Source organism: Flammeovirga pacifica, assembly GCF_000807855.2.
Classification (GTDB): domain Bacteria; phylum Bacteroidota; class Bacteroidia; order Cytophagales; family Flammeovirgaceae; genus Flammeovirga; species Flammeovirga pacifica.
This window is the reverse complement of record NZ_JRYR02000001.1, coordinates 1,491,321-1,506,110: the sequence shown is the minus strand read 5'-3', so window position 1 is coordinate 1,506,110 and position 14,790 is coordinate 1,491,321. Positions and strand designations below refer to the sequence as shown.

Annotated in this window: 4 protein-coding genes; all 4 read left to right on the top strand. The window is 34.8% G+C overall.

The genetic code is table 11. From position 1 onward, the window contains the following. Positions 1-94 precede the first annotated feature (94 nt). The 4 genes from NH26_RS06015 to gltB all read left to right on the top strand — a co-directional run bounded on the left by NH26_RS06015 (position 95) and on the right by gltB (position 14,773). Positions 95-8,263 carry an Ig-like domain-containing protein gene (locus NH26_RS06015; RefSeq protein ID WP_139262907.1) on the top strand — a complete coding sequence of 2,723 codons (8,169 nt, stop codon included), beginning with the start codon at positions 95-97 and terminating at the stop codon, positions 8,261-8,263. Positions 8,264-8,350: 87 nt separating this feature from the next. Further along, positions 8,351-9,157: a tRNA 2-thiocytidine(32) synthetase TtcA gene (gene ttcA / locus NH26_RS06010; protein WP_044218994.1), complete on the top strand. Its 807-nt coding sequence runs from the start codon at positions 8,351-8,353 to the stop codon at positions 9,155-9,157. A 156-nt stretch (positions 9,158-9,313) separates the two neighbouring features. Continuing rightward, positions 9,314-9,985, top strand: coding sequence for a Crp/Fnr family transcriptional regulator (locus tag NH26_RS06005; RefSeq protein WP_044218999.1), 672 nt, complete (start codon positions 9,314-9,316; stop codon positions 9,983-9,985). A gap of 354 nt (positions 9,986-10,339) precedes the next feature. Continuing rightward, positions 10,340-14,773, top strand: coding sequence for a glutamate synthase large subunit (gene gltB / locus NH26_RS06000; protein WP_044219001.1), 4,434 nt, complete (start codon positions 10,340-10,342; stop codon positions 14,771-14,773). Positions 14,774-14,790: the final 17 nt, after the last annotated feature.

Here is a 14,790-nt window from a genome sequence, read left to right as displayed (position 1 = left end):
ATTATTAAAAGTTAATAAAGTTTAATAAGTTTGATTGATCTATACTTGTAATTAATTCAAACTAAACTTTTCTATTCTTACTGCTACTACTCACATGAATAACATCTACTCCCTAACAAGAATCAGACTATTGATATTGTTTTCTTTATTTTTGATCAATAGCCAGATTTTTGCTCAAACAGTTTCGACTTTTACGGTTAAACCTGGAGGAGCTACAACTACAAATAGTGCAGTTCTTGCCTATCATTTAACAGGTACTTTGTTAGACACAAGTATGGGTACATTTTCCATGGATAAAGATGGAGGTGATGCAACTACTAGTTGTGAATTTTATAATGTTTCAGATGGAGGGACAGGTTATTACATTTATGTAGCATTAGGAGACTCTTACGAAGATGGAGCTCTGTATACTTTAAATTATACACAATCAAGTTTAAACACGAATGCGACAGATATCATTACAATTGATGAATCGGCATCAAATCTAACGCCAGTCACTGTACCAGTATTATCAAGCTCTTCAGATAGTGGTTATTCTAATTCGGATGGAATTACAAGTGCCAATAGCTTAGTATTTTCTGTAACCGCTACATCAGGTGAAACAGTTTATGTAAAAAATGGTAAGACTACTATTGCTTCCACGATATCAACAGGGTCTGATAATATTATTACATCTTCTTTGTCAGAGGGGACATATTATCTTTATGCCTACTCAGTAGATGCAAGTGGGAATATTTCCTATACATCAACACCACAAAAAGTGAGAATTGATAATGATGACCCTGATATTTCCTCTACTACAATTGATTGGGTAGCAACATCTATCAATGATACAGGTTCATCTACTTCAGATAAAATAACCAATAATGTTACACCTCAGGTAACAATAAATAGTATCCCGACTTCTGACGTATACAGTGTTGTTGTGAGAAGTAACTATGATGGAGATGTTGGGAATAGAGTAGTTGCGTCAACATCTGAAACAATTACATTATCGACCTTAGTTGAAGGGACACATACTTTAACAGCAGTTTTATTAGATTCTGCAGGAAACGAAAGTGGAGCTACCTCTGATTTTAGTTTGACAATTGATACAACAGCTCCCAATTCACCTTCAATATCTTTGGACCCATCATCAGATACAGGTACTTCAAATAGTGATTTAAAAACAACTGATACTACTCCATCTTTTAATGTTATTTCAGAAGTTGGAACATCAATTACGCTATATACAGGCTTAACATCAAAAGGGGTGGGGATCTCAACTGGTAGCGACATAGTTACCTCTTCAGCTATTACGCCAAGTGCTAATTTTCCTTATCATGCTACTGTTACAGATGCAGCTGGAAATGAATCGAGTAATTCAAATGTTGTCAATGTAGATATATTAGAAGATTTAACAATAGGAACAATTAGTGCTTCTTTGGATGCTGATCCTACTGAAGATACAGGTGTTACGGGCGATGGTATCACAAGTAACCAATTACCACAGTTAAATTTTACAGGACTTACTCTTACCAACAATCCAGTAATTGTAGTGACAAGTGATTTGGATGGGGAGGTACTAAGAGCAACGGTATCAACAGTTAGTACTCAATCAGAAAATATTACTTCAACTTTAAGTGAAGGGACTCATAATCTTACCTACTATTTAGAAGATGAGTATGGAAATCAAGGAGCTTCTCAGGTATTAGTTTTAGAAATTGATAGAACAGCACCAACGCTAACAGCTGTATCAATTGCTTCTAATAATGCTAATACAAGTATTGGTGTTAATAACGATGATGTTACATTAAGCTTTACCTCAGATGAAACTTTGATTACCACTAATATTGTAACACTAGATGCTTCAGCCATCACTCCATCTAATAGTTCTTTAGACTATACCGCTACAAAGACATTAGTTGTAAATGGTATGTCTACTTATTCAGATGTAAGCTTTAGTATTAGTGTTTTAGATGCAGCTGGAAATTCTTCTACTGTTACAACAACAACAGATGGTAGTTTAGTGAAAATTGTACCTCCAATAGTGAATACTATAAATGCACCTGGGACTATAGAATACTGTTCAGGAACAAATACATTTACTATTAATGGAGATGCAGCAACTGGTGGAGATGGTGCAAATTTCACCTATGATTGGGAACGTAATTTTAATGGAGGAATGTTCACTTCACTAAGTTTTAGTGGGGAAGACTATACGGAAAATGTGTCATTACCTGCTGGTACTTATCAATATAGAAGGCAGGTTAGTAGCGGGGGGGTAACAGTCTCTTCAACTACGGATGTGACTGTTACTATAAATCCAGTTATTTCTAATAATATACTTACAGCACCAGGACAAACACAATATTGTGGCTCAATCACTGGAGGTACTCTAACATTTACCGGAGCTGTGCCAACAGGTGGAGGTGGAGCATTTACTTATCAATGGGAAAAAAGTACTGATAACGGAAGTTCTTGGTCAACTGTGGGGACATCAACAGTAAACTTTACAGAATCCAGTAATATCACAACTAGTGGTACAATTCTGTACAGAAGAATAGTATCGAGTGGACAATGTACAAGTACTTCAAATGAAATATCCATAGAATTAACCCCTTCTGTTGCAGGAACAAACATTACAAATGTTACTAGTGGTACTGTTTGTATAAATGATGCCATTGTTTTAATTGGAGATGGATCTTCAGGAGGTACAGGAGCATATTCTTACCAATGGCAACAAGAACTAAATGGAGGAGGGTATTCGAATATAATGAGTGCTACATCTCAAAGTTATTTTATTAGTAATATTGCTACTGCTGGTAGTTATAATTTTAAAAGAATTACTACTTCAGGAAATTGTATAGTAGAATCAAATGTAGTTTCTGTGAATGTACCTGCAGAACCATCATCTTATGTGACATTACCAAGTACAACCAACTATTCTGATTTACAAAGCACAGCAGTCAATTTGACGATGACAGGATTAGGTAGTTCAAATTTTTATTGTTCTGGACCAGGTGTTGTTAGTAATGGTAACGGTAATTTATCTAATAAATTTATACCAAGTATAGCAGGACAAGGTACTCATACGATTAATTATCATATTCTTTATGGACCTTGTGAAAAAATAGAATCTGTGACCTATACAGTTTATGATGGATCAAGTACATTTAATTTAGATCCTCAATATTGTAGAAATGACCCAACAGTAACTATTCAAGCAATTAACCCTGCTTCATTAACTGGAGGCCCGAGTCAAGGAGATATTACTTATTCAGGAACAGGTGTTGTTGGGGGAGCCACTTTTGACCCTGATGTAGCTTGTGCTGCTTTGGGATTAGGACCAGGCCAAAGTCAGGATGTAGTAGTGACGGGTAGTTACTCCATACTTTCGATAAATTATAGTTTTGATCAATCAGTTACTGTAACAGAAAGTCACACTGCAAAAATTAATATATCTGGTATTAGTTATTGTTTAACAGATCCTGATTTTCAAGTGGATGTTATCTTAGATAATGTTCAGAATACTACATTAGGTACTTTTAGAGTAAATAGTGGCTCATCAAGATCAAATCCAATTACTATACAACCATCTTCTAGTACCCCAGGTTCTTATAATATAGAATATACTTATGCAGATGGGAATGGTTGTAGCGTAACAACAGATACAACAATTACTATTAATCCATTACCTCAAGTAAGTTACGATTATGTAAATCCTACAGATAATGGCGATTTCTGTTTTAATCAATCACCAATTACTTTACAAGGTAAAGTAGGAGGGGTAAATGTGAGTACAGGTACATTTACAGGAAACCCAGGATTAGTTGATAATGGAGATGGTACAGCAACCTTTAATCCAATGTTAGCTGGAGGAGATTTATATGATGGAGATGAAGATTTTATTATCAATTTTGAGTATGTAAACCCAACAACAGGTTGTTCGAATAATGTAGATTCAATTGTTACTGTATATGGGTATGAAGATGTATTTTTAGCAACTAATGCCTCAGGTGATTCTATCTGTTATTCAGAATCTAATGTTACTTTTACAGCAATGTCTGGTCTTACCCAATATATGCCTGGTGGTACTTATACAATAAATACTGGAGGTTTAACGGATAACGGAGATGGTACTGCATCATTTGACCCTTCGGTAGCTGCAGTTGCTGCAGGTGAAACAAGTACAGGTGATTATTCTCAACATATTGTAACATTTGCGTATGTCAATTCATTGGGCTGTACTTACAGTTTTAATGACACAATTTATGTAAAGCCATTACCAATAAAACCATCTTTAGTTTCAACAATACCAGATTATTGTTCAGATGATACTGGCTTAGCAAATATTCAAGTTTCTGGAGAAACAGGGGCGTCTTTTGTTTGGTATTCTGATGAGTTATTAACCTTAGTGGAAAGTACTACTAATATTTTAACTCCTAATGATGCTCCAACTGTTAGTAGTACACGAATTGAGACGTATTATGTTACTCAAACTAGTTTAGAAGGTTGTACAAGTGATACTCTTCAAGTACACATCACCATTTACCCAAAACCTGTCGCCCCAGTATTATCTGTGTCAAATATCACATCTTACTGTTCGGGAGAAACTGTTGGACAAATGTCTGTTCAAAATCCAGGAGTTAATGTGAAATGGTATACATCTACAAATACGGTAACACCTGTCGGTTTAGGTGATGACTTTACGCCAGTGATAAATACGGTAGTTCCTAGGGATACTACGTTTGTTTATTATGTTACCGAAACGACTAATGGCTGTGAGGGACCAGCAACAACTTTAAACATTAGTGTATTTAAATCCCCAGATGCTCCTACATTTAATCCAGTGGCAGAAATATGTTCAGGAGATATGCCTCCATCTTTAAGCGTATCTACTGGTCAAAATGTCAATTGGTATGACGATGCAGCGAAGACTAATCCAGCATTAAATCCATCGTATGCATTAAGTTATACACCATCATTTGATACCAATGTTGTTAATGATTCCATTGTGAGTTTTTATGCAACATCAACTGCTAGTGGTTGTGAAAGTGCAACAGCCCAAGTAGATATAATTATTAGAGCTTTACCGGCAGCACCATCCATAAGTTCAATACCTGTATATTGTGAAGATGAGCCTTTGGCGTCAATCACAGCAACGGGAGAGGTTGGGGCCAGTTATGAATGGTTTTCTGATGAAATTTTAACAGCTTCAGTATCTACTACTCAAACATTTAATCCAATGATTAATGCACCTAGTTACCCAACTTTAGATACATTAAACTATTGGGTAGTTCAGGTTGTAGGAGGTTGTACATCTTTACCAACAAAAGTAGATATCCCAGTATATCCTAGAGCTTCTAAACCAATAGTGGATGATAATTACCATGTGTATTGTTCAGGTGAAACTATTAATCCAGTTAATATTACATCAGGTGTGAATGTGAAGTGGTATAATGAACCTACATTATCAACGGTAATCTCTACTAATACTACATTTACACCAATTGATCCTAATTCATTAGTAGATTACTCACAAGTATATTATGTGACACAAACTGTAAATGGCTGTGAGAGTGATACTACTCAGGTAACTATAATAATTAATAAAACACCAGATGCACCTGTAGTTAATGGTGTATTTGAAATCTGTTCAGGTGGGACATTCAATCAATTAGCAATTACAAATTCGGTTGATAATAATGTGACTTGGTATTCAGATATCGGTTTAACCGCAACCATCGGAAATAATTTAGCTTATACTCCAACAGTAAGTACTACTGTAACAACTGAGACTAGTTATACTTACTATGTGACAGATACTCATTTAGGTTGTGAAGGACCAGCCACTCCTGTGACAGTAACCATTCATCCATTACCCGAATTAACGATGGTTGGTTCATTAGTGGAAGACAGTGTTTATTGTAAAAGTGAAGGGGAGATTGGTGTAAGTGGTTCTCCCACTGGAGGTTTCTTTACATCACCGACAGGGGCATCAATCATTCAAAATAATTCTAATTTCTCAGTTGATGTTGAAGATTCACCATTAGGTGCACATGTGATAAGATATATATACACGAACGAAAATAATTGTCAAGATTCTATTGATTATGCATTCTTAGTAGTTGATGTTCCAGAGGTGAATTTTGGAGCTCAAGTATTGTGTGATAGTAGAGAGGTTGTATTAACAGACTCTACTGTTATCATGGATACTACATCTATCGTTAGGTGGGTTTATGATTTTGGAGATGAAGGATCACACACTATTACAGATCCAGTTTTAGCACAATCTTATACTCATCAGTTTGCAACATCAGGAGAGAAAAATGTTTCTCTTACCATATTTACAAGTCAAGGTTGTTCGAATATATCAATATCTAAAAATGTATTTATTGGCTCACCTCCAACAGTTGATTTTAACTGGATGGTGTCAGAATTTGGGGCAAATATGGTTTTTGAAGATCTCTCTTCACCAGCAGAAAGGGATTCCATCTTTAGTTGGAATTGGGATTTTGGTGATGGAAATTCCCAATCTATTATGGCAGATTTGAATGACTTAACCATGAAGGGGAGTACTTCATATCAATACGCAAACCCTGGTAAATACAATGTGGTACTAAGTGTAAACACTGTAAAGGGATGTTCACAGATTCTTACGAAAGAAGTTTATGTTCTTCCAAGAGTATTTTTAACTTCAGCTGATGATGAATATGATGAAAACTTCGACTTAGATGACGGCGATTGGATTCAAGTAGGGGTTTTAAGTTCATGGGAATATGGCCTTGCGGCTGGAGAACGGTTAATATCTGCATCAAATGCTTGGGTAACCGATCTTACCTCTAATTATAATATTCTAGAAGAATCATACTTAAATACCCCATCATTTGATATTTCTGGATTAGATCGTCCAATGTTAACCTTTGATATGCAATTGGATTGTGAAACAGGTACAGATGGTGTTGTTTTACAATATTCTATTGATTCTGGACAAACATGGCAAGTATTAGGTAATACCAATGATCCTATCAATTGGTATAATAGTAATAATATACGTTCTAACCCAGGTAGACAAGTGTCTTCTCAAGAACAACCTGACCCAGTAGGATGGACAGGTTCTACAGAAGCGGAAGGAGGTATTTTTAGAGAGTCAAAATCTATACGTCATAGCTTAGACCAATTTAGAGGAGACGAAAGGGAGCATTTAAGATTCAGGTTTGCCTTCAAATCGAATTCAGACTTAGAAGATGAAGGTGTCCTTATTGATAATTTCTGGATAGGAAATAGAAGGAAATCGGTAATTTTAGAATCGATGACCAATGCAGGAGAGGCTTCTGTAAATAATAATATGTATCGATTAGATAGTGTGATAAACGATGAGTTTAGCTCTGATGTAATATCTATTAATTATCATATTCAACAAGATGGTCGATCAGATTCTCTTAATTTAGATAACCCAGAACCTCCAAGTGGACGTACTTTCCAATATGGTATTTCTGATGCACCAACAACTATTGTAGATGGTAATGCTTTCAAAGGTTTTACATTTGACCTTATCAATAATAAGAATTATGTCCAACCAATTATGTCGAGAATTCTTCTAGATCCTGAGTTTGATATATCATTACAATTACCAAATGTTGGAGAAGCAGATGAAATCCAAATTACGATCACTGCTAATAATAATTTTACAGCAGAAGAAACAGAAGTGATAGTACATTTAATTACTATCGAAAGAGAAATTAACGGCATAGAAGTATCTGAAGGATTATATACACATAAAAATGTGATGAAATCTATGTCACCTGCACCTGGTGCAGAAGGGACTAATTTCTTTGGCCGTTCTTGGACAAAAGGCAGTTCTGAAACATTTACGGTGCAATGGGATAACCCTCAAGTATATGATACTTCTCAAGCGGAAGTCATTGCCTTGGTGCAAAACAATATTACCAAAGAAATTTATCAAGCGATTAGAGTACCTGTCAGTCATCTAGTTTCTACAGACCCTTCTGATGTAACATCTATTGATTATGAACAATTGGTTTGGTCATTGTATCCCAACCCAGCTTCAGAAACGGTAAATATTACTGCTCCTAAAGAAATAATGAATTGTGAGTGGGTATTAACCAATTTAGAAGGGCGGAAAATTTCAGAAGGTGTATTCTCAGGTATTAAATATAAAATTGATGTGGACGATCTGCCTTCTGGAGTCTATATTCTAAGACATAGTCAAGATGGTAATGTTATTGGAAATCCAATCAAATTTGTTGTAGGACACTAGATTATCATTTGATATAAATAATCATTTAAATATTCCACAAGGGTACTTTGTTATAATCATGTATCTTTGTGGAAATTTGATTTTATAATGACAGCAATATTAACAGCAGAACAAATAAAGCTTCAAAAGCGTCTTCACAAAAACGTTTGGAAAGCAATAGATGATTACCATTTGATAGAAAATGGTGATAAAGTAATGGTATGTCTTTCTGGAGGTAAGGATAGTTATGCAATGTTAGAGATTTTACTTCATATACAATCCACAAAAAAATATGACTTTGAGATTATCGCTGTAAATTTAGATCAAAAACAGCCTGGTTTTCCAGAACATATCTTGCCCGAATACCTTGAAAACAAAGGGGTGAATTATAAAATTCTAAATAAAGACACTTATTCTATTGTCACTGAAAAGTTAGAAGAGGGAAAAACAATGTGTTCTTTGTGTTCAAGATTAAGAAGAGGTACCTTATATACAGCCGCAGAAGAATTAGGTGTTACAAAAATAGCTTTAGGGCATCATAGAGATGATATTATTGAGACTTTTTTATTGAATATGTTCTTTAGTGGTAAATTAGAAGCAATGCCGCCTATTTACAAGACAGATGATCAAAAACATATCGTTATACGACCATTAGCTTATTGTAAAGAAAAAGATATTGAAGAATACGCTCAGTTAAAAGAATTTCCTATTATCCCGTGTAATTTATGTGGTTCTCAACCAAAACTACAAAGGCAAATGATTAAGCAGATGCTGAAAGATTGGGAAAAGGATTACCCAGATAGGTCTGAAGTGATTTTTAATTCAATAAAAAATGTATCACCCTCTCATCTTATGGATAAAGAATTGTACGATTATCAATTGTTTAAGATGATTGAGCCAGCAATAAAAAATTAAAAAAACGATTAGGTGTCTTCGGACACCTTTTTTTATGTTTAAATTTGAAGTGATACGCAGAATCTTTGATTCTATTTTTTAAAAAGGTTATTTTTAATAGAGTATGACAATAGAATTTATTCATACTAACTAATCTTACCCTAAAAGAAAATCTATATGAGTGAAATATGGCACATGGATAATTTTGATCTTTATTCAATATTATGCCCTTCAAAAATCAAAGATTACTTTAAAACCAATGGCCTTTCTTTTAAAAAAGGGGATGTAATTTACTTTCCAGAAGATGATGAGCAAAAAATATACTTGGTAAGTAAAGGCAAAGTAAAGCTTTGTAATTACAATCAGGATGGGGAAGAGGTGGTGAAATTAATCCTATCTAAAGGAGAGATTTTTGGAGAGAAGACTTTATTAGGGCAAGCTAAAAGAGAAGAATATGCCATAGCAGAAGGAGATGTTACATACTTATGTCTCTTATCTATTGATAAGATGAGGAACCTAATGAGAGATAATGAACAGTTTGGTTTGTTTATTTATAAATTGATAGGCTTAAGAGTAAAAAAAATTGAAAGAAGGTTAGAGATTTTAGTGTGTAAAGATGCAGAGGAACGCTTGTTAGAATTTATCAAAGATCTATTTGATGATAATTTTAATGAAAATGAAACGATAAAACATCCCTATTCTCAAAATGATATTGCTAAATTGATAGGGACTTCTAGAGAAACAGTTTCAAAGCAAATGAGTAAGTATAAAAAGCAAGGTTGGATTGATTATACTAGAACTTCGATAACACTAAAAAATAAAAAAGCTTTAATTTCTGCAATGGACTAAAAATACACTATAATTTTATAATTTTAAGAAGTGAATTATTCGTAAATAAAATGTATAAAATACAATTTTTAAACAAGTAGACTATACGTTTCAAATATAACAACCTTGATATATTTTGTCATAATATTCAATTCTAATGCGAAATATTCATTAAGATGTGGTATTTATTAATGATTTATTAAAAAATACTCTTATATTTGAGAGTGTTGTGAAAAGGAGATTTAGGAGGAAAAGACAAAACAAATAGAATAGATAGTAATTATTATTCTGAGGAAATTCAACAAAAAGTTGCTATAGCTAACAACAAACCTCCAAAGTCCAAACTAATATCGAAAATCGGAAGACGCTTTATTTATGGAACACAGATTAACGGCCTTTAAGGATAATTGTGGTTTTGGTATGATCGCCAACTACAAGAACCAGCCCTCAAGGCAAATGACTTTAGACGCTATTGAAGCCCTTTCTCGTATGATCCACCGTGGTGCAATTGCTGCAGATGGTGTCAGTGGAGATGGTTCCGGCTTCTTATTTTCTATGCCAGATCGCTTTATGCGAAAAGAGGCTGAAATGAATGGAATTGATTTGCCGCAACGTTATGCAGTGGCAATGATGTTTTTGACAGATCCAACAAAACAAAAAGAAGTATTTTCAGAGTATTGTGAAAAGAATGACTTAAAAGTCCTTTTTACAAGAAAAGTACCTTTAAATACTGAAGTGTTGGGTAAACAAGCTTTTGAATTACTACCTGAAATTGTACAGGCATTTGTAGTTCCTAATGCTTTAATGTCAACAAAACGTTTCTCAGCTTTACTTTATTTAACGAGAAAAGAAGTAGAACACGCTTTGAAAGAGGATGAAGGTTTTTATATTCCTTCTTTTTCTGAAAAAGTAGTTTCATATAAAGGTTTGGTAATGCCTACGCATATCAAAGAACTTTTTGTTGATTTACAACAAGAGGAATTTGAAGTGTCTTTTGCGGTATTCCATCAACGTTTCTCAACAAACACCCTTCCTCAATGGAGATTGGCTCAGCCGTTTAGAACATTAGCTCATAACGGTGAGATTAATTCCATTCAAGCCAACAGATTCAACTTCTCAATTAAAGAAGAAGTACTAAAATCTGATGTTTTCACAGAAGAAGAATTAGATAGAATATTCCCAATTTTAGTTCCTGGAGGTTCAGATTCAGCATCATTAGATAATGCATTTGAATTTTTGGTAACGGCAGGGATGGACTTTTTCCAAGCAGCTAGATCATTAGTTCCTGCGCCTTGGCAAAACGTTCCTAATTTAGATGCTCAACTAAGATCATTCTATGAATATGCAGCAAGTAACTTTGAAGCATGGGATGGACCAGCCGCTTTAAACCTTTGTGATGGACGTCACCTTGGTTGTGTGTTGGATAGAAATGGTTTAAGACCTGCAAAATATATTATCACTAATGATAATAGAATTGTTATTAGTTCTGAGTACGGTGTAATTGATCTTGAAGAAGATAATATCAGAGAGCAAGGTAAATTGCAATCTGGCCAAATGATTGGTATAGATCTTCGTTATGGAACAATTTTAAAGCACGATGAAATCAATACTTACTTAAAGGATGCACGTCCTTGGGGTAAATGGATTCACGAAAACAGTGCGTACTTAATGGAGCACGTAGATAAGAATTTCTTGTCTATGAGTGATTATAGATATGACGATGTTGTTGATAAACAACGTTACCATAACTTTACCAATGAAGTTCTTGAAGGTGTTATTCGTCCTATGATAGAGACGGGTAAAGAAGATACAGGTTCAATGGGTGATGATACACCACTTGCTTGTTTCTCAAATGTTCAAAGAAACTTCACAGACTTCTTCCGTCAGAAATTTGCTCAAGTTACCAACCCACCAATTGATCCATTAAGAGAGAAAATGGTGATGTCAACTGCGGTTACTTTCGGTAGAAACAATAACGTTTTAATTGATGGAGCAATGAATGCTCACCGATTAAAATCAATGTCGCCAATATTATCATATGAACACTACGATGTACTGAGAAGATTTGGTACAGAAGGAGATTCGTTATATGATTATCAATATAATTCAAAAATATTCAACACAGCCTTTACTGTAGATTTAGAAAAATCTCTACATCGTTTAGGTGAAGAAGTAGAAAAGTCTGTAAGAGACGAAGATACTGCAATTGTTATTTTAGATGATAGACAATTATCTAATTCTCAGTTGTTGATCCCAATGCCAATGGCAGTAGGTTACATTAGTAATTATTTAGCTGATAAAGGTCTGAGATCTCAAGTATCAATCGTTGCAGTTACAGGTGAGGTGTATGACTCCCACTCAGCAGCCGTTCTATTAGCTACCGGAGCAACAGGTATTTATCCATACTTATTATTCGGTACAGCACTTCAAGTAGCAGAAAACTTAGGTGCAGATTCTTACATGACTCGTAAAAAATCTTTAATTAGAGTTCAAAAGGCTTTAAATGCAGGTTTATTAAAGATCATGTCTAAAATGGGTATTGCAACTATCGAATCTTATCAAAATTCATCATTATTTGATGTGATTGGATTAAGCAATGCCATTGTAGGTCAATGTTTCCGTAGAAGTGAAGCATTGATTCCTGGTCTTGATTTCGCAGATATCGAAGAAAGATTGAATGCTTATCATAAATCAGCATACAAAACAAGATATATCAAAAAGATGTATCCTTTGGAAGTAGGTTCATTCTACAAGTATGCTGAAGGTGGTGAGTATCATGATTTTGCTCCAACTGTTGCTAAAAGCTTAAGAAAGTTTGCTGTTACAGGTAGAGCAGAAGATTATGCAGATTTGAGAGATCAAGTAAATAATAGAGGTTTACGTATGATTCGTGACTTCTTTGAATTTAAATCTGAACGTAAGCCAATTGATATCTCTAAAGTAGAGCCAATTGAATCAATTACTAAAAGATTTACTTCTGCAGCGATGTCTTTAGGTTCTATTTCACCTGAAGCACACGAAGCACTTGCTCAAGCAATGAACACTATTGGTGGTCAATCGAACTCAGGCGAGGGTGGAGAAGATCCATCTCGTTTCAATACCATCAAAAACTCTAAGATCAAGCAAGTAGCATCAGGTAGATTTGGTGTAACGCCACACTATTTGAGAAATGCAGAAGAGATTCAGATCAAAGTAGCTCAAGGTGCAAAACCAGGTGAAGGTGGTCAGCTTCCAGGATCAAAAGTAACATCATTGATTGCAGAATTAAGATGTACAATTCCTGGTGTGACATTAATCTCACCTCCACCACACCACGATATTTATTCTATTGAGGATTTAGCTCAGTTAATTTATGACTTGAAGCAAGTGAATCCTAAGGCTAGAATTTGTGTTAAGTTAGTATCTACAGCAGGTGTAGGTACAATTGCAGTGGGTGTTGCAAAAGCATATGCAGATAAAATTATTATCTCAGGTGCTGATGGTGGTACTGGTGCAGCTCAATTAGGTTCAATTAAATTCGCAGGTAACCCTTGGGAATTAGGCTTGGCAGAAGCACACAATGCTTTAAAAGTTAATGGACTTAGAGATTTTGTAGAAGTACAAACTGATGGTGGTTTAAAAACAGGTTTAGACCTTGTAAAAGCCTCAATCATCGGTGCAGAAAGTTTTGCATTTGGTACTTCTTTATTGACAACTATTGGTTGTAAAATCTTAAGAGTTTGTCATTTAAATAAATGTTCTGTAGGTATTGCAACTCAGTCTGAACAATTGAGAGCATACTATATGGGTACTGTGAAAGGGGTGGTAAATTACTTACAAGCTATGGCTCAGGAAGTAAGAGAAATCCTTGCAGAACTTGGTTACGAGACATTAGATGAAGTGATTGGTAAAACTCACTTGTTAAAAGTGGTTGACAATGATTTTGCGAAGAAGTTCGACTTCAAAGACGTATTATATTACGCTGAAGGAAAAAATATCAGAGAGAAAGCATCTAACGATCCTTTTGATCCAAATGAATTTGAAAAAGATATTTTAGAAGAACTAATGCCTGTAATTAAAGGCCCACATTATAGAACAGTTCTTGAAAAAGATATAGTAAACACTAACCGTAGTTTCGGTGCTAGAATTTCTGGACAAATTGCTGAATTCCATGGTAAAAAAGGATTGCCAAAAGAATTAATCACGATTAATCTTAATGGTACAGCAGGTCAGTCATTCGGATGTTTATTGAGCCACGGTATGTTACTTTCTTTAAAAGGTACTGGTAACGACTATGTTGGTAAAGGTATGAGTGGTGGACACATCATTATTACTCCAAAAGACGGTGCAACAGAAGGAAGAAGCTTAGCAGGTAACACATGTTTATACGGTGCTACTGGAGGTAAACTTTTTGTTAGAGGTCAAGTAGGGGAACGTTTTGCTGTAAGAAACTCTGGAGCTTTAGCAGTTGTTGAAGGTACAGGAGATCACCCTTGTGAATATATGACAGGTGGTACAGTAGTTATTCTTGGTAAAACAGGAAATAACTTCGGTGCAGGTATGACAGGTGGTGTTGCATTTGTTTATGACAAAGACAGCTCATTTATAGATAAAATGAACCAAGAGTTGATTAAAGCAACTCGTATTGACACAGATGAAGGAGATGAAGGTAGATTCTACCTACAAAGAATTCTTCGTAGTTACTTGTTTAGAACAGGTTCTACTAAAGCGAAGCATATTCTTGATCACTTCCGTGAAGAGGTTCGTTACTTCTATATGGTAACATCTAAAGACATGAAATCTCCATTAAACCCAATGGAGGGTAATTAATAGATTATCGAGAAGGA